This window comes from uncultured Gilvimarinus sp., assembly GCF_963975215.1.
Taxonomy (GTDB): Bacteria; Pseudomonadota; Gammaproteobacteria; order Pseudomonadales; family Cellvibrionaceae; genus Gilvimarinus.
Map to the genome: position 1 here is coordinate 58,627 of NZ_CAXBFW010000011.1, position 19,916 is coordinate 78,542.

Consider the following 19,916-nt stretch of genomic DNA (forward strand, 5'->3'; position numbering starts at 1 on the left):
TCACCGCGCAAGCGTAAGCGCTATAGGCATTGCAAACCAACCCCAAAACTTACCAAAAAAAAGCCCGGACAATCTATTTATCCGGGCTTTTCCAGTTTAAACGCTGGGTGCTCAATCACCCAGCTCTTGCGGATTTACGCCATTACAGCGAGCGCAAAAACGCTAACAGGTCGTTCTTTTGATTTTGTGAAAGTGACTCATAGGTTTGCTTAGAGGCTTCACCTTCACCACCGTGCCAGCGAATCGCCTCATCGATTGTGCGAGCACGGCCATCGTGCAAGTAGCTGTGTACAGGTGTACAGACTTGCTGACCCTGAGGAGCATTGGTGGTACCGCCAGTCACACAGGCGGCCAGACCCAGGCCCCAAAGAGGCGTGGTACGCCACTCGCTTCCGGTCGCGTCACCCTCGCCAAGATTATCGGCAAGGCCCGGACCCATATCGTGCAACAACAAGTCGGTGTAAGGCTGAATCGCCTGACTGCGCAGCTCTGCCAGTGGATGGAACTGGCTGGTCTGGTAAGACGGCGTATGACAATCGGCGCAGCCGATCGAGTCAAAGATGTTTTCACCATTGATCACAGCCGGGTCATTGTAATCACGCTGCGCACGTACACCCAAGAGTGAAACATACTTAACCACGTCATCCACATGCGAGTCGGCAAGTTCAGAGCCAGATGGCCCGCAGTTTGACTGCGCACTGCCACAATCCGGATTGGGGAATAGTGACGTCATCACGCCCATATCCGTATTAAAGGCGCCGGCGACTTGGTCTTTCACACTGACTTTAGCGGCCTTCCAACCAAAGCGGCCCAGACGTGTTTCACCGGTCGCAGGATCGGCAACCCGGTTAGCGCGGCCTGAGATACCGTCGCCGTTGGCGTCGTTAGGGTCTTCCTGCGCCAGTACATCCGACTCAGAAATCGCCTCAAGCAAGCCCATCCCCACCAGCTGCGGTGCAATACGGGCCGAGAATGTCTCGGGCGTTACACCGCTAAACTGGAAGTTAGGTGAGCGCAAACCGTTTTGCTCAGTCCAGGATGAAATGGACACCTGACCTTCACTGCCAGCACCACCGTTAGCTTCCGGCTGTAACACACGACCTAACTGCGGGTGCGGGTTACCGTTAACATCGCCCACTTTGAATACCCACTTGTCCAGATGCTCGCCCACCGGGTTCGCCGCGGCGCGACCATTGCGCTCGTGGCAACCGGTACAGCTTGAGTTGACAAACAGCGGACCAGAGCGGCCGATGGCCGGGCCAAAGGCGGGATTATCGATTGGGTTTTCATCGTGCAAACCATCGACAAACGAGCTGTGCAGCACCCGACGCCCCAACATAAACGGTTGCGCATTATCGTAACCAATGTTGGTAGCCATCTGTAAAAACAGATTGTCTGGCTCGTTCGAACTCATGGCGTGAACGGTGGTGTGACCACCTAACCAAGCCTTCTCGGGAATCTTAACCGAGTCCTTAATACCACCGGCAGGCGTTGCGCCGCCCACTTCCCAAGGCACTAAGCCCTCGCCCACGATGTACAAGTAGGTCGAACCATAGTAAGCCGATCGGCCGTTGGGTACGCTGTGATCGAGAAACTGACTCAGCTCAAACTCCATCTTATCGCCGATCTGAATCGCACGACCTTCACGACAGTTAAAGCTGCGCTCTTTGTAGTAGTGCGTGTCGTCAATCACCTCCATCGTGCCGTTATCGCAGAACTCAGCAACGGTGCCCACACCGCGATAGAACCAGCGGTTCTCGGCTTCGGTATCGTTAAGCTTAAACTGTGTAACCACATTCATCCGGATAGTGTCACCGCCTTTCGCCACGTAATCGACAATCTCGATGGCCGCCGTGCGATCCTCCCAGTAGTGGCTAAGATAGTGCTCGTACGCCTGAAAGTGATCTTCTTTGGCGTGACGATCGCGGCCGCGATCAGAAAAGCGCGTCACCAAAGCGTCGCCTCGATCAAACTGAATCACCGGCTCCAGTGCTGTGCCACTATTATACAAAGGCACTACCGGACCGCCCGGAGGCGTACTTGAGCTACTGGAAGAGCTGCTTGAATTTGAGCTTGAGCTGCTGGAACTGGAAGAGCTGCTCGAGCTAGACGACGAATTATTCGAGCCGCCTACGGTATAGTCGCGCCACGCTAGGCTCTGACCGGCACCGTTGGTAATCACCGTAAAGCTCACACTTACCACATCGCCACTGTTTAGCCCGGCGATATCATAGGTCCACTCACCGTTGGCCTCATTCATACGCACGTTGTTCTGTGCACTGCCGTTAACGGTGTAGTGAACGTCTACGGTATCACCGCCACTGACGGTGGCGCGCAAAGTTTGGCCATTAACCAATTCCAGACAGCCATTGTCGCAGTTGCCACTGGCGCTGGACGAGCTAGACGAGACCGAGCTGGAACTAGAACTTGCGCTCGGCTCCAGGTGAATCCAATCGAGGTTCATACCCGCGGCATTCACATCTAAACGTACGGTGTAGTTGCCCGCTTGCGCCACTGAAATAGCGCCCGGGGCTTGCTCTTGCCACGCTTGCCAACCACCGGTAGCCGGTACACTGCCACTGACGGCACCGCCGGCCAGCGATACACTGTAAGCACCGCCTCCTGTGTCAGACGCTACCCGGGTGCTAATGTCGTAGGTGCCAGCGGCCAGGCTGACGTTGTACTCAAGCCATTCACCCGGCTCCATCCAGCCAACGTTATAACCGGCGCCATTGGCTTCGATATCAACGTCATCGCTGCGGTACGCAGTGCCGTTGTTACCGGCCGAGGTATCAAAATAAGCGTCGTAATCTTCGGCCTCAAGGCGTACTGGTTTCGCACTGGCACCACCGCCTGCCGCCACACCAAACAATTCAAACTCCGACAACTGTAAAATCGAGCCCGAGTTATTGGTCATATCTAAGCGATAAAAGCGGTACGCCGTGCTGTTACTAAAACTAAAGTCACGGGTCTGGTAACGGTTGGGGAAGTCTTCATTAATGCGTGCATCAATGGCCGTCCAGTTGTTACCGTCGTTTGAACCCTGCAAAGTCCAGCTCGCTGGGTCACGCTCTGGGCTGTCATTGGCCGAGCTGATAGAGTAGCGGGTAACGACGTAAGAGTCCGCCACCTCGTACTGCAGCCATGCCGAATTGTTAAAGGTGAGGTACTTGGTATTTACATTATTATCCACCGCGTCGCCATGGCCCTCGCCGGCTGGCGAATCGGCGTGTTGCGAGCTGATGGTACCGCCGAGATTGGTCAGCTCCACTTCGCTGCCCTGTGAGGCCGGTGCGCCGTAAACTTCCATCTCCCATATAGAGTAGCCCCAGTTGTTACCAGCACTGCGGCTAATGCCGTGCATCCGCACATAGCGGTAGTTACCCGAGACAGGGACGGTATCGGTACGATCACCGAAGGTACCGCCCGAGCGGGTGGCGATGGTCGACCAGTTGTTGCCGTCGTTAGAGCCCTGAATTTCGTATTCGGCAGCGTTGGCCGCCTCCCAGTAAATAATCACTTCAGACAGCGCGAAGCTATCGCCCAGATCCAGGGTCAGTGACGATGGATCAACTTGTGCGGTAGAAGCCCAACGGGTATTACCGTCGCCGTCGATTGCCGCACTGGCGGGCAAATCCTGAGTTGTGGCGTTTGCAGTTGCCGAGCCAGATAGGTTGCTTACCTGAGCGTAGGCGCCGCTGCTGGCGGCTATGACCAGTGCCGCGAGGGCACCTCGAGAAAACGTTTTGGCTATCATGTAGCGCTCCTCATTATTAGCATTGTGTGAGGTTTGAGTAAATGTATCGCTGCACGGCTTCCATCGTCGATAATCAGTCCGACGCTCCTGTCGGTCGTTCAATCGATCTGCTGCAGTGCTGGAGCTGGGCGGCTCTCTAAGCGCAATACTCAGAGTCATGCATAGTTCCAGTGCTTGCACTGTATTCCTGCCCCATCAAGGTGTCTTCCCACTAACCACCCAACACCAATGTGACAAGTCACTCTTTCCCACATTTGGCCACAATAAATCGAGACCATCGCTCACAGCCCTTTAGTAGCAAGGGGTTTGGGTTTATGGGCAACTTTTTAAAAATGTGAAGTAAGTTTATTTTTAGTGCGAAAAGCTGTTTGGGAAAATGCGCCAACATTCAACTTAAGATGCCATAACCGGGTTAACCTCGACGCTTTAGCTCGCCCTCATGCGCCAATCATGAGCAGTGTAAAACGGTGCAGCCGCACCACCCTGCAGCCACACTACCGCGACTGCCTCAAACTAGTGCAACCAGTACCCCAACAAAGGCGATTCCGTCTCGCACAGCCCCTCGAAAAAGCTAATGAGGGGCTATAAGCGCGTCACTGTTTGTCTAGATTTAGAGTGACACAGGTCACGTTCACAGGCCCGAAAAAGTGGGACGACGCGCCGCCAACGCGCGCTACATGATAGGCCTGTCGACAAACCTACTCCGGCTTTATCGCCGGACAAGGGTATGCGCCATAACGATAAGAAATGCAGTAACAAGTCCTGACGAATGCGCCAGTTTATTGCGCCGGGCACATCAGCCGCGCGGAATAACCCTTAATAAAAAGTGATATAAAACGAGGCCATCATGATAAAAAACCTATACCTTCTCCCAACGGTGAGCGTTATGGCGCTTACCCTAAGCGCCTGCGGTGGCGGCTCTGGCGGAGGCGACACAAACACCTCCTCCAGCGTTGCCAGCTCGGTGAGCTCTTCTGTGTCGTCAGAAAACCCACCACCGTCAAGCTCATCCAGCTCAGAAGACAATTCAAGCGAATCCAGCTCGTCTGAGACTTCCAGCTCGATCAGCTCAAGCGAGTCGTCGCAAAGCTCGAGCGAGGCCAGCACTAGCTCCAGCAGCAGCGCTAACTCCTCTGTGTCAAGCTCTTCTAGTGTCGGCAACTCAAGCACACCCGCCTCAAGCGCCTCCTCGAGCTCAAGCTCAGCGGCCAGCGGCGACTGGACCATGGTGTGGAGCGATGAGTTTGAAGGCAGCAGCATCGACAGCAGCAAGTGGTCACACGAGGTTAACTGCTGGGGCGGTGGCAACAATGAACAACAGTGTTACACCGACCGCGCTGACAACAGCTACGTACAAGACGGCAAGCTGTTTATTGTCGCCCGCCAGGAGACTTTTAGTGGCCCGGCGGTAAATAACGAGGATCCGGGCTACAACCCCGCCGACACCTCGGCCACCATGCCCTACACCTCGGCCCGCTTGCGCACCCGCAATAAAGCCGAGTGGACCTATGGCCGCATGGAGATTAACGCCAAGTTGCCGCAAGGCGACGGCTTGTGGCCCGCCATCTGGATGCTGCCGACCGATTCGGCGTACGGCGGCTGGCCACTCAGTGGCGAGATCGACATTATGGAAGCCGTTAACCCCAATGCCGGTGGCGGCAATGAAACCCACGGCACTCTGCATTACGGTCAGGCGTGGCCCAACAATATAAACACCGGTAGCGCTTACACACCGCCTGCCAACGTATGGGAAGAGTTCCACACCTACGCCGTCGAGTGGGAGCAAGGCGAGATTCGCTGGTACGTCGACGACGTGCACTTTGCCACCCAAACCCAGGACGATTGGTTTACCTATTACTGGGGCGGCCAGGAGCAAGGCTTCCAGCTGGGCGCCGACGATGCACCATTCGATCAAAACTTTCATATGCTGCTGAACGTCGCGGTGGGCGGTAACTGGCCCGGCGCGCCCGATGGCTCAGCCACCTTCCCGCAAACCATGGAGGTGGATTACGTTCGCGTTTATGAGTGTTCCGCCGACCCGGCCACGGGTAAAGGCTGCGCCACCAAAGACCCGGCGGCTAAAGACGTCGCAGGTGCGGCGGCCCCTACCCCGGAGAGCTTTGCTTTGTACGACGGCGGTGCCGCCAGCTTTATGTTCAACACGATTGATGGCGAAATCACCAACACCCTGGTGCCGGGTTTTTACGATAACGGCACCGGCAATGTGATCAGTGATCCACAGGCGATGGACGGCCAGGGCAATACCGTATGGGACATTGAGTTTAATGGCCCGGGCAATGCCTTTTTATCGACCGGTGATATGGGCGCCTATCCCGAGGTAAACGACGGCGTAAAATTTACCAATGTCGCCGCCTACGGTGAGCTGCGCTTTAAGATGCTGGTGGAGGCCATCGACCCGGCCACCGAGTTGCATATTAAGCTCGACAGCGGCTGGCCCAACGTTAGCTTCCACACCATCGACACGCCCACTGTTGGCGAGTGGACGGAGGTGGCGGTTGCCGTTAACGAGCTTTCGCCCAACAACATCGAGACGGGCGAGGCCAACCTCGGCCAGCTAATCAACCCGTTTGTGATTGAAGCCTCGGGCGGTACCGCTCACGTGCAACTGGCGGATATTCGCCTCGGGTGTTTAAGCCCCTGCGGCATCGACCCGGTACTGGCGGCCGTTAGCGACACCTTAACCGGCGAGTTCGCGATATTTAAAAACGGCATGCCCGGACCCAACTGGGACTTTGGTGTTGGCACCTGGGATAACAACTCCGGCCATGTCACCGCCGAAGTCACCACTGACGCCGACCGAGGTGAGGTGCTGGAGGTTCTGTTCGGTAACAGCGGCAACAACGGTTTGGCCTTTATCCAGTCCACCACGCCTAAAAATGGTCGCGCTTTTGCGGAAGATGGCCAGCTGCGCTTTGACATTAAAGTGCTGGATTACGGCACTAACACCGGCGGCATTGTGGTAAAAGCCGAAAGCGGCCCCGGGGTTGGTACCGGCGATTACATTATCGACCGGGTGCCCACTGGCGTCTGGACAACCTTGACCATCGACATTGCCGATTTGCTATCAGCCCCCGGCAACAGCGGTTTTAATATCGATGCCTTTAACACGCCGTTTGTCATTTTACCGGCGTGGGACGATCAGGGCGGCGTTCATCTGCAAATCGATAACGTCGAGTGGATCAACGGCGGCGGCTCCAGCGAGCCTACCGTGGATGCCATTAGCAACGACTTTGATGTCTACGTCGACGGCGCGCCGGGAGCAACCCACGGCCTTAATATTGGCACCTGGGATAACGGCACCGGGCATATAACGGTTAACACCATAGCCGATGCCGACCGCGGCGATGTGCTGCAGCTCGACTACAGCGACAGTGGCAACAACGGCGTGGCCTTTTTGCACTTCACTGACCTGAAAAACCTCAGCGCCTTCGCAAGCGAAGGTCAACTGATGTTTGACCTCAAAGTGCTGGACGCTGGCACGCAAAACCCTGAGTTTATTGTTAAAGCCGAGAGCGGCGCCAATATGGGCTCGGGTGATTATCAAATCTCTACGCCTCTGGCCAATGTCTGGACCACCTACACCATCAACATTGCCGAGCTAATCGCTGCCGGCCCCCAAGCGGGCTTTACCCTCGACTCCATTAGCACGCCGTTTGTCTTCCTGCCTACCTGGGGAGCGCAAGCAGGTGTCAGTGTGCAGCTGGATAACGTGCGCTGGGTATTCGACGCCTTATCGGGCTCGTCCTCAAGCAGCTCATCCGACACCGGCGGTACCGGCTCTTCTAGCTCTAGCTCAAGTTCCAGCTCTGATCCCGGTACTGGCACCGGCAGCTCGTCCAGCACCGGCAGCGGTGGCGGTTCGGGTGCTGGCATTGATACCAGTGGCAGCGCACCTACAACGCTAGCCAGCGGCTGGGAGCTGGTGTGGAACGACGAGTTTAACGGCGCGAGCATCGACAGCGACCGCTGGGAGCACGAAGTTAACTGCTGGGGCGGCGGCAACAACGAAGCCCAGTGTTACACCGACAGCGCCAGCAATAGCTACGTCGACGATAGCCTGCTGCACATATCGGCCATCTACGAAGGCCCCGGCATGGTGTGTGGTCCATCATTAAATCAGGAAGACCCCGGCTACCCCGGCGCCAACACCTGTAAAGACTATTCATCGGCCCGCCTGCGCACCCGCGACAAAGCCGACTGGACCTATGGCCGCATGGAAATTCGCGCCCGGGTACCACAAGGCGTGGGCATCTGGCCCGCCATTTGGATGCTGCCGAGTGACACCAGCAAGTACGGCGGCTGGCCACACAGTGGTGAAATTGATATTTTTGAAGCCTTCCAGCCCGGCGTAGCGGGGCCCGCCCCCACTGGCACCGAAAACGAAATGCACGGCACTTTGCACTATGGCTATTCGTGGCCCTGGAACCAGTACAGTGGCGCGCCTTACGAGCCACCCACCAACATCTGGGATGACTTTTACACCTACACCGTAGAGTGGGAAGAAGGCGAGATCCGCTGGTATGTAGACGATGTTCTGTTTGCCCGCAACAGCGGCAACTGGTTTATCTACTACTGGGGCGGCCAGGAAGTTGGCTACCAGGTAGGCACCGAGGCGCAACCGTTCGATCAAGCGTTTCATATGATTCTGAACGTGGCCCTGGGCAATGGCTCGTACATTGACCTGCCAACCTTTAACGACACCCGCACCATGGAAGTCGATTACGTGCGCGTTTACGAGTGCGCCAACGACCCGGCAACCGGCCAGGGCTGTGAAACGCCAACCGCTGACGCGGGCGTAATACCGGAAGACATTACCGGCCATGTACCGCCACCGGATGTGCGCGATGAACTGGTGTTATACAACGGCGCCGAAGGTGGCATTCAGACCTTGAGCTTTGATGTGAACAGCACCGAGGTTCTCAACACGCTGCAACATCAAACCTATAACCCCGATGGGTCTCTCAGCTCCGACCCGGCCGCCACACCTATCGACAGCGGCACCAGCGGCGTGGTCTGGGATCTGCAGTTTAATAACGTAAGTCCTGGCGTGGCCTGGCTGCGCTCGGCCGATATGGGCAGCTACCCCGAAGTGCAAGATGGCTTTAACTTCGGCAGCGACCCACTGCACAACCGTCCGCGCAACCTGGGCGAGTTTAAGTTCGATATCTGGGTCGAATCGGCCGATGTGGGCGCCAAGCTGCAGGTCAAGCTGAACTCGGAGTACCCCAACCTCAGCTTCGACGAGGTAGAGCTTAGCGCCGATATGGTAGGCCAGTGGACGCCAGTCGCGGTACGCTTCTACTCGCTGCGGGCCAACCCCAACGAGTCCTGGGGGCCAACGGTAGACTACTCGTCTGTAATGCACCCCTTTGAAGTAGAGCTGGTGGGTGGCGCCTCGCATGTTCAGCTTAATAACGTGCGTATCGCCTGTCTGGAAAATTGCGACATCCAGCCCAAACTGGCACCGGTAACCGTGACGGAAGATATGGATGTCTTTGTCGGTGGATTGTCGGCCGACTGGGGCAACCCAGGGTTTGGCGTGTGGCAAGCCAATGGGCAGGTGATCAACCTGGATGCCACAATAACTGACCCCGACAAGGGCACCGTGCTGCAGGCAGAGTTCACCCAAAACAACATGGGTACTTTCTACATTCAGGACACTGCCGCCAAAGATCTAAGCGCTTTTGCCGGCGGCAACCTGGTGTTTGACCTCAAAGTGGTCAGCAACAATGCCGGCAATACCTCGGGCTTTTTGGTTAAAGTGGAAGGTGGCGCCTCCAGCAATGAAGTGCCGGTTGCCATGCCAGCGGACAACGATTGGCACACCGTCAGCGTGCCTTTTGCCGATTTGGCTAACGCCGGGCTCGACCTGGAAAAAGTGACGGTTCCTTTCTCGATGTGGCCAATATTTGGCGAGCAAGAAGTCACCTTTCAAATAGCCAACCTGCGCTGGGAGTTGGCAGACTAACCCGACGGTAACGAGCCCCGCTACCATACCGGGGGCTCTTAACTACCCAACTAAGGCCTGCAAACGCTGTTTGCAGGCCTTTTTTAACACCAGCTACGCGCTATCGACCACTCACCACCACTACCAGCATCCCCTTCGTTCATCACATGAGAGCTGGAAACCATCATTCAATGGCGCACTCCCTGCGAGGCCAAACAACACACTGGTATGACCAGTTGAAATAAAAGCGTTATTTGTACAAAGCCAATACATCATACAATTACCACAAAACCCACCGCTATTACTCGCCTCGTGCGCTAAGGCGCAACCACAATGACAGCGATGTCATTTCTGCCAGACCAAAAAATTACCAATTTATGGCCAAAAACACACAAAAGGCTTACCAATTTTATTGCCCGGTATGACCAATAAATGATTTAATGCTCCTTCACGAACTTGAGGAGCAGCGACATGGCAAATGCATTCTACGGTCAATCTGGTGGCGTTTCGGCGGTTATCAATGCGACGGCCGCCGGGATCATTGCCACCGCGCGGCAACACCCCACCGTATTTGAAAAGGTGTATGCCGGGCGCGACGGTATCCTCGGCGCGCTGCACGAAAACCTCGTCGACATCAGTGAAGAGTCGGCCGAGACACTGGAGCTGTTACTGCATACACCGGGCGGCGCGTTTGGCTCGTGCCGGCATAAACTGCAAAACCCCAATGTCACTCACGATGAATATCAGCGCTTAATCGAAGTGTTTCGCGCCCACGATATCCGTTACTTTTTTTACAACGGTGGCGGCGATTCGCAAGACACCACCCGCAAAATCGCTCAGGTCGCCGAGCTGATGGGGTACGACTTAACCTGCATCGGCGTTCCCAAAACCATCGATAACGACTTGCCCGTTACCGACAACAGCCCGGGCTTTGGCTCGGTGGCCAAGTACGTTGCCGTATCGGCACTCGAGGCCTCATTTGATATTGCCTCGATGCACAAAACCTCCACCAAAGTGTTTGTCATGGAGGTGATGGGGCGCCGTTCGGGCTGGATTGCCGCGGCCGCAGGCCTGGCCAAAGACGAGCGCGAACTGGGCCCGGATATTATTCTGGTGCCCGAGATCAGCTTCGAGCCCGACGCTTTTTTAGAGCGCGTTAAACAAACTGTGGCAAAAAAAGGCTTCTGTGTGGTGGTTACCGCCGAAGGTATTCGCGACGCCTCCGGCCAACTGCTGGCCTCGGCGGCCAACCAAGACCCATTTGGTCACACCCAATTTGGCGGAGTGGCGCCACTGCTGGTGGATTTTATAAAACAGCGCTTTAACTATAAATGCCACTGGAGTGTGTGCGACTACTTACAACGCGCCGCGCGGCATTTGGCCTCACAAACCGACGTCGAGCAATCTTACGCGGTGGGCAAGGCGGCCGTGGAATACGCAGTAGCCGGCCTGCAATCGGTAATGCCGGCCATTGTCCGCACGCAATCGGTGCCCTACCAGTGGGAGATCAAACCGGTGCATATCTCAGAGGTGGCCAGCGGCGAGAAAAACATGCCGCGACACTTTATGAGTAAAGACGGCTTTAGCGTCACGCAAGCGGGGCTGGATTACTTTGCGCCGCTGATTGCCGGCGAGGCCTACCCGCCCTATCGCAATGGTTTGCCCGATTACCGCAAATGCCGCAACCGCTTGGTGCCGCGCAAACTGCCAGAATATTTCGGCCGCAAAGACGGCGTAGAAGACCCAGTGTCCTGTCCGGTTAATTCACATGCTTTCAGAGCGCCGTTGGGGTGCTAGTACAAGGCGCGTGCCGCCGTCCATAGTGGTTCTATGGGCAAGGTGAGCAACGCCGTAATAGGGCCCCAACGACGATCCCGCAGGGCGTGCCCCACAAGGGCTCTGACTGTGTTGCGATTCTTGCCAAAGGCTACGGCCATTCACGGCGAACCGCGCCTTGCCAGAGCCCTTGTAGAACACGCTGAAATACTGCGAATTAACCAGACAGGACACTAGAGCCTGCTTAGAACTTACGACTGACAAAGGAAACTCTCATGACTGATATCGCGAGTTTGCTCGGCGATGAAGCCGACTCTCTGCTCAACCACAAAAGCCAAACCATCCCGGCCAACACGCTGATTACGCCCAGCCCGGATTACGTCAGCGCCACCTTCAGCGCCACCGACCGGCCCCCCCAGGTGCTGCGTAATTTTCAAAGCATCTTAAACGCCGGGCGCCTGGGCGGCACGGGCTATGTGTCTATTTTGCCCGTAGATCAGGGTATCGAGCACTCGGCGGCGGCCAGCTTTGCCCCTAACCCGGCTTACTTTGACCCGAAAAACATCGTCGAGCTGGCGCTTGAGGGTGGCTGCAACGCGGTCGCCTCAACCCTGGGGGTACTGGGCGCGGTATCGCGTCACTACGCCCATAAAATTCCGTTTGTGGTTAAGCTCAATCACAACGATGCACTCATCCACCCCACCGCTTACGACCAGCGGATGTTTGGCAGTGTACGCCAGGCGTACGACATGGGCGCAGCGGCCGTCGGGGCGACAGTTTACTTTGGCTCGGATACCTCGCGCCGCCAGCTTGAAGAGATTTCGGCCGCCTTTGCCGAGGCGCACAAACTGGGGATGGTCACCATTCTTTGGTGTTACCTGCGCAACAGTGCCTTTAAAACAGCCACCGACGATCACCATGTGTCGGCCGATTTATCAGGTCAGGCCAACTACCTGGGCGTGACCATTGAGGCCGACATCATCAAACAAAAAATGCCCGAAACCAACGGCGGCTTTAACGCGGTCAACGTGGGTAAAACTCATGAAAAAGTCTACAGCACCCTCACCTCCGATCACCCGATCGACCTGACACGCTATCAGGTGGCCAACTGTTATATGGGGCGAATTGGCCTGATCAACTCCGGCGGCGCCTCGGGCGCCAATGATTTATCACAAGCAGTACGCACCGCCGTGATTAACAAACGGGCCGGCGGTATGGGGCTAATCAGCGGGCGCAAGGCCTTTCAAAAGCCCTTTGCCGAAGGCGTACAGCTGCTCCATTCGATTCAGGATGTGTATTTAGACAAGAGCGTCGACCTGGCGTAGCCGCGGCAACTGCGCACCGCAACCGTTACGCCCACAAGGCGCCCCAACGGGCATTACCCGCCACACCCGGCGGTTACTGCCCGTTGCTTAACACGCCGCCACTACCCGTACGCTTATACCCATCACGGGCGCTCAATAGCCTTGGCGGCAGCAAGGTAAGACCAAAATCGTCAATGGTAAAACCAAATATTGAAAAAACGCGATTAATGTGCAAACATCAGCTATAAATTGGTATTACCAACCAAATTTCTAATAATCTATAAAAAACGGAGTACCCTCATGCCGAAGTACCGACTTCTCTCAGCGTTGATTGCCGTGGCATCCGCCGGCCAACTTCAGGCGCAGGAAACTGCCCCGCCAGAAGAAGCCCTCGACAGGGCCGCCATGGAAGAAATCGTGGTTCAAGGTGTTCGCCAGGCCGAGCTGAATGCCCGCGAGCGCGAGCGCGATAAAGACGCCTTTAGCTCGATTATCGCCACCGATGATGTCGGTAACTTTGCCGATCAGAACGTCGCTGAATCGCTGCAACGTTTGCCCGGTATTACCCTGCAAAAATCGGAAGGTGAAGGTAAGTTCGTCACCGTGCGCGGCCTTGGGCCCGGTTTTGTCACCGTCAGCATGAACGGTAATGAGCTGGCCTCGGCCGGAGAAGACAGCCGGGCGTTTGCTCTGGATGCCCTGCCCGCCGACATGCTCGGCTCAATTGAAGTGATTAAAGCCCTGACCCCGGACATGGACCTCAACTCCATCGGCGGCACCGTCAACGTCAACACGGTATCGGCGTTCGACCGCAAGGGCGACAGCGTTAAAATTAAGGCGCAGGGCAACTACCAATCCTACAAAGAAGACTTCAACCCCAAAGTCGCCATCAACGGTACACACTTATTTGCCGATGACACCATTGGCGTGGGCTACTCCGCCTCGTACGAAGATCGCTCCAGCGTTGTGTATCAGGTGCAGCACCACTCAGATTCGCTGCCGCGCTACATAAACCCCGATGTATCCACCCTGCCCGAAGAGTATGCTGGCGATCCGATGCTGATTCCGTTTCGCTACGAGGCGCGCCAGGAGGATGCCGAGCGCACCCGCACCTCGGGCTCGCTCGATTTAGGCTGGCGCCCAACCGAAAACGCCGAGTACTACGCGAAAGCCAGCTACACCAAGTACGACGATCTGGACATGGCCATGCGCGAATACTACCGCTTTGGTCAGGCGGGCTCGGGCGATATCGTCTACATCGATAACGACAGCGGCCTCTTTGGCTTGGTCGATACCGACCTACAGCAACAATTTTTTATCCAGGACGGCACCTCAGAAACTACCGCCTTCTCTATTGGTGGCGAAAATCGCTTTGCCAACGACTGGACACTGGATTACGACTTTGCTCACTCTGTTGGCGAGTGGACCAAGCCAGACGGCCGCCGGGTGCAGTTTCGCACCCGCGACTTACCCATGCTGGGGGTCGCAGGCCCAGGCTACATTCAGGGCCAGGTGGTATCCCCCGATGTACTTGAAGCACTCAGCGGCTCGAGCAGCCTGCCGCAATCGGGCGGTTACGGTGGTTTAAACGGCTACCAAGAGGGCGAGCGCCGGCAAACCAACTTGCTCTACGACAACATCTTTATTGAAGACAGCTTTCGCGAAGACACCATTGATCAGGTAAGCCTTAACCTGCAAAAAGACTTCGCCGACAGCGACTTTATTAATTACTTTAAAACCGGCTTTACTGTTAAGCAGCGCGACCGCTACCGCAACAAAGACCGCTGGAGTGTGATACCCGGCGACTACACCAATGGCTGTGACGGCGATGCCGAGTGTTTGCAGTTAGCCGGTGCCCGCCTGGGTGATTTTGCCACTTTCTCGCCCGCGCACCCGGATATTCAGCAAGACTTTATTACTTACGATGAAGCCGAGCGCCTGCTCGATATCACCACCCCCATTGCCAAATACACCGATCCGCTGCGCTCGGGTCAGGACAGCGTAAAAGACGACTACACGCTGACCGAAGACACCGCCGCCGCCTACTTTATGGGTGAGTTTCAGTTAACCGAAAAGTCCACCTTAATTGCCGGGGTGCGCTGGGAGAAAACCGACTTCACCTCCACCGGTAACCTGTCGATTCGCAACGACCGCTTTGAAGTGGCCAATGAATCGGCGGTACTGGATATTGCCGTCCCCATGGAGGGCGCCGACAGCGCTTATGACGATTTCTTTCCCAGCCTGCACTACCGCTACGAGCCCCGCGAGGACATTTTAGTAAGGGCGGCACTGTGGACCAGTTTTACCCGGCCATCGTTTAACGAAGCCCGCGCTTTTGCCGACTTCTCTGGCCGCATTGAAGTGTGTAACGATATCGAAGGCAGCGCCAATTACGGCGAGTGTAGCGACAGCCCCACCGATATTGGCGCGCAGTCACTGGACGATTTATCGGCTGAATCAAAAAACTTTTACGTCAGCCCCGATAACGTTATTAACCTGGGCAACCCAACCCTAACCGCCATGAAGTCGGTTAACTTTGACACCTCGATCACCTGGTACGCCAGCGACGATCTATACCTGCAAGCGGCGTTCTTTTACAAAGACATCTCCGATTTTATTGTCGATGTCAGTGGCGTATCCAGCTCGTTTGAAGACATGCCGGTACAAATTCCCGTCGATCAGGTGAGCGAGTTTTACTTTCCGCCGGGGCAGGTTTACAACGACGTAAACTTAACCACCAACGGCGACGAAGCCACCGTTTACGGGGTCGAACTGTCGTACTCGCAGTACTTTGAATCGGGCCTGTTTGTGCAAAGCAACATGACCTTAATCGACAGTACTGCCAACGTGGGCGACACCATTCGCGCCGATGAGATCCAGCTGCCCGATCAAGCCGACACCACGGTCAACTTTACCCTCGGCTGGGAGAACGACTTTGTCTCGCTGCGCTTAATCAGTAACTACCGCAGCAAAGTGCTCGAGCGTATCGGCTCGTGCTCGCAAGCGGATATCGACGCCGATGCCGCCCTTGGCCTACCGCAAAACTGTGCCACTTGGGCTGATATTTACGACGACGACACCTTTAGTCTGGATGCCAAGGCAACCTATCAGTTTAACGACGATATTCAGTTCTACTTTGATGCTATCAACTTAACCGAAGACAAGAGCTTTAAATATTTTGAGGGCAACGAGTACTCGCGCGGCAACATGATGTTTGAGTCAGAGGACTTTGGCACCTCGTTCCAAGTGGGCGTGAACTACCGCTTTATGTAATTACTACGTCAATAGTCATGGCGCCAGCAATGGCGCCCACCAAAGAATCTACAATAACGAAGGTATCTAACTATGAACACTAAGCTTATCAATACTAAGCTAACGCTTCTAAGCTCTCTGATTATCGCCGGTGGCTTACTCACCGGTTGCGGCAGCGAACCCGACTCCAGCGCCCCCGACATTATCATCAACATCGAAAACCCCGACTCAGGTGGCGGCGATGGTGGTGGCGACGGTGGAGATGGCGGTGACACTACCGAGATCAGCAATACCGACCTCCCCCTGATCGAAGATTTTGGCGCGAGTGATACCGCCGGCTTCTTTACCTCAGCTTATAAAGCGCTGGCAACCGACGCCGAAGATGGTGAAGATGGTTTTTACTACTCAATGGCCGGCGTTTTTATGGAAGACGGCACGGTTGATACCGAAGGCGGCAACTGGATTACCGCCGACCCCGATCAAAAAATCCGCTTGGGTGATGCGCGCTTTACCATCGCCCAAACAGTATCGTCACTGGCCGGCGATGTCGCCGACCCGCGCAAAGACTCCACCCCCGGCGATGGTATTGACGAGGGCTTAAGCTGGGGCGAGCTGGATTTAAGCCAGGATTACAAAGTCTCATTCTGTGTGGTTGCGGTACCCGATACCGCCAGCGCCAGTGACTTTCAAATTTATGTCGACAACAACACCACCAGTGAGGCCAGCTCCATTCACGGCGGTGGTAACGTCGGCTCGCGTATTTTTAACCAGCCGGTCAACACTTTAGTGCCAGGTGAGCGGGTTGAAATTAATATTCCTGGCGACACCACACTTGCTCCGGGCGGCACACTGGTGGCCTCTAAACCCGACCGTGTGGGCACTGAAAATTCATTTATCGCCATGCGTGTATCCAGCGGCGGCTGGGCGGTGTTTGACGATCTGTTAATCGAGTATCAAAGCGATGTCGGCAACAACCCGCAGCCCGACTGTGCCGCTAAAGAATCCAACTACACACTGGTAAACCCGGCTACTGGCGGCGATGACAACAACGCCCCCGAGCCCGAAGTAGAAGGCACACCGTTTGGCGGCCTGCCACTGACCGTCGATTTAGCAAGCGATGCCGACACTTTATTTGGCGAAGCCGACGGCGCTGACTTCTTGTCGATTTCAACCAACCGTGCCGATCCGTTTTACAAAGTCACCAGCGGCAGCAGCCGCATCACGGTCGAAAACAACGCACTCAGCATGAACAACGCGCGCTTCACCATTGGCGATACCGGCGTGCCAAGTGCCGAGGCCACCAACCCATCGGGCGATATCGATTTAACCGCGCCCTACCGTATCAGTATGATGATTACCGATTTTGCTAGCGCCGATGCGGCCGACCCGGGTAAATTCCAGATCTACATCGACAACAACACCACCAGCTCTGGCAATTCGGTTCACGGTGGCGATTCGAAAGTCATCGAACTCACCCCCGACGATATCGCCTCGCTGCCTTATGAGTTAGTGCTCGAGCCAGAGTTTGGTACGGCTAACTCCTTCTTGCAGCTGCGCGCCGATAGCCGGGTGGGCAACATCACCCTCGAAGACATCAAAATCGAGTACACCGATGGCGCCCCTGGGGCCGATGCCGAGTGGGTGCCCAGCACCTTAAATCTGGCCGGTGAATCGGATATTGCACCGGCCGGCGAGGTGACCGAAAACACCGCGTTCTCAGTCACGCTAAACGCCACGGGCGGCAATATGTCTTCGTCCAACCATAACTTCTTTTTTGCCAGCCAAAAAATCGAGATGAGCGACTTTATGTTTACCGCGCAAATCACCTCGGTAACCGGCGCCGACATCGCCACGGGTAACGCCTACCGCTTTGGCATTATGGCTACCGAGAATATGGACCCGGTCGCCGACTTTGCCGAGCTACCCGGCTGGGCCGATGCCGGTTTTTACGTCGATGGTGACCCGGCGGTGCTGATTGGCTCGCGCGCACAAATGAAGCCTAGTGGCAGCCGCTCGCGCTCGGATATCCCCGAGTTAGAAGTGGGTGATTATGTGCGTATCGAAATCTACGACGACGGCGACGACAAGCGGGTTAAACGCTACTACTCGAAAGACGGTATCGATTTTGTTCAAGCCAACAGCACCAGCGACTTTGCGGCCACACCTGAGAGTGATACCTGGTACGTCGGCCTGTACGCGGCACCGGGCGAGAACAACGTCACCGTTGAGTTCGACAACATCAGTATCGACCCGCTGGCCCCGTGAGTGATAGTCGCGGCGGCTAACACCGCCGCGACTTTTTAGCGCCAAAACGGCAAACGACGTAATGAAGTAACGCAGAGAGACATTCCATGAAAACAGTCACTTTTTCTAGTATTTTGGTGCTCACCGCTACCCTGAGCGCCTGTGGCGGTTCCAGCGGCCCGACTGGCAGTGATCCTACCTACCCCGAGAGTTCGTCATCGAGCAGCGAATCCAGCTCGAGTGTCTCGAGCGAGAGTTCGTCCACCGAGAGCTCCTCCAGTAGTTCGGTGGCCAATCACTGCGATGCCATGAACACCGTCGTGGGCTTTGCCAGCTTAGGCGATGGCACCACCGGCGGCGCCGGCGGTGAAACCGTCACAGTCACCACCGGTACCGAACTTAGCGCCGCGCTGTCGGGCAAAGGCAGCAATCCATTAACTATTTTTGTCGACGGCACCATCACCCCGGATAACTCCAACGTCGATAAATTTGATATCAAAGACATGTCCGACGTATCGATCATTGGTGTGGGCGATAACGCCATGCTCGATGGCATAGGTATTAAAGTGAATAAAGCGGACAACATTATTATCCGCAACCTCACCATTCGGTATGTCGATATCGGCGAGAAAGACGGTATTAGCCTCGAAGGGCCGGCCAGCAATATCTGGATCGATCACAACGAGATCTACAATACACTCGATAGCGACAAAGATTACTACGATGAGCTGGTTAGTGGTAAACGCGATGTGGACAATGTCACCATCTCGTACAACTACCTGCACGACAGCTGGAAGACATCCCTGTGGGGCAGCAGCGATGACGATAACAGCCACCGCCGCATTACCTTCTACGCTAACTTCTGGGAGAACGCCAGCTCGCGGATGCCGCTGTTCCGTTTTGGCGAGGCGCACATTTTAAACAACTACTACAAAGACGTTTCCTCTACCGCCGTTAACTCACGCATGGGCGCAAACATCCGGGTAGAAGGCACTGTATTTGAAAACGTGCAAAACCCCGTGGTGAGCTTTTACTCGGAAGAGGTGGGCTTTTGGGACTTAGCCGACAACGTTTACGACAACATTAGCTGGAGCAACCCGGCCGATGGCGACTTGATTGCCGGCCCGGGCACCGACCTGACCTCAACCGTTAGCTACACGCCAGAATACAGTTACACCGCCATGGCGGGCGCCGATACCAAAGCGCACGTAAGTACCTATGCCGGCAGCGGCAAAGTCGACGAGTGTTTGCCAACACCTTAACCCCGGATGCAGCTTGCGCGTAAGCACACTGCACCAGATCTCCTCTAGGCAACAGCTTTTTAGCTGATCCCTCTTCGGGCCCGTTGGGCCCGTTTTTTGTATCAGTCTGTAAGAGTTACAAGCAGCCATTCCCAAAGCTACATTGATTCTTCTTAAAAACCGCACACGGCCTAAGCTCAACACCGCTAAAAAACCATAAACCACTGATTTTAAACATTTTTTAAATTCTGGCACGCATCCCGCTATAGTCTAGACAACAGCAAACGAAGACAGCGACAGGAGCACAGCATGAACGTCAAACAACAGCGACTACCCAGCATCCGCTCCGATCGCGCTCGTTGCACCGAACCCTC

Annotated in this window: 8 protein-coding genes; 6 read left to right on the forward strand and 2 right to left on the reverse strand. The window is 55.7% G+C overall.

Features of this window, described 5'->3' with window-relative positions; translation table 11 throughout:
* Window positions 1–142 precede the first annotated feature (142 nt).
* Together AAC019_RS09440 and AAC019_RS09445 are read right to left on the reverse strand one after the other, a co-directional pair.
* Window positions 143–3,757, reverse strand: coding sequence for a di-heme oxidoredictase family protein (locus AAC019_RS09440; RefSeq protein ID WP_339898528.1), 3,615 nt, complete (start codon window positions 3,755–3,757; stop codon window positions 143–145).
* Window positions 3,758–4,573: 816 nt separating this feature from the next.
* Window positions 4,574–4,984: a hypothetical protein gene (locus AAC019_RS09445; RefSeq protein WP_339898529.1), complete on the reverse strand. Its 411-nt coding sequence runs from the start codon at window positions 4,982–4,984 to the stop codon at window positions 4,574–4,576.
* On the opposite strand from AAC019_RS09445, the gene AAC019_RS09450 reads away from it, so the two are divergent.
* The 6 genes from AAC019_RS09450 to AAC019_RS09475 all read left to right on the forward strand — a co-directional run bounded on the left by AAC019_RS09450 (window position 4,983) and on the right by AAC019_RS09475 (window position 19,563).
* Window positions 4,983–9,746, forward strand: coding sequence for a family 16 glycosylhydrolase (locus AAC019_RS09450; protein ID WP_339898530.1), 4,764 nt, complete (start codon window positions 4,983–4,985; stop codon window positions 9,744–9,746). The two genes, AAC019_RS09445 and AAC019_RS09450, sit on opposite strands and share 2 nt — an antisense overlap.
* A gap of 450 nt (window positions 9,747–10,196) precedes the next feature.
* A complete protein-coding gene (locus AAC019_RS09455) occupies window positions 10,197–11,522 on the forward strand; it encodes a 6-phosphofructokinase (RefSeq protein WP_339898531.1) in 1,326 nt (441 codons plus the stop codon).
* A gap of 254 nt (window positions 11,523–11,776) precedes the next feature.
* Window positions 11,777–12,826 carry a class I fructose-bisphosphate aldolase gene (locus tag AAC019_RS09460; protein ID WP_339898533.1) on the forward strand — a complete coding sequence of 350 codons (1,050 nt, stop codon included), beginning with the start codon at window positions 11,777–11,779 and terminating at the stop codon, window positions 12,824–12,826.
* Window positions 12,827–13,105: 279 nt separating this feature from the next.
* Window positions 13,106–16,078, forward strand: coding sequence for a TonB-dependent receptor (locus AAC019_RS09465; protein WP_339898535.1), 2,973 nt, complete (start codon window positions 13,106–13,108; stop codon window positions 16,076–16,078).
* A gap of 72 nt (window positions 16,079–16,150) precedes the next feature.
* Window positions 16,151–18,322, forward strand: coding sequence for a hypothetical protein (locus AAC019_RS09470; RefSeq protein ID WP_339898536.1), 2,172 nt, complete (start codon window positions 16,151–16,153; stop codon window positions 18,320–18,322).
* An 86-nt stretch (window positions 18,323–18,408) separates the two neighbouring features.
* Window positions 18,409–19,563 (forward strand): pectate lyase, encoded by a 1,155-nt coding sequence (locus AAC019_RS09475; protein ID WP_339898538.1) that lies wholly within the window; start codon window positions 18,409–18,411, stop codon window positions 19,561–19,563.
* The last annotated feature ends 353 nt before the right edge of the window (window positions 19,564–19,916 follow it).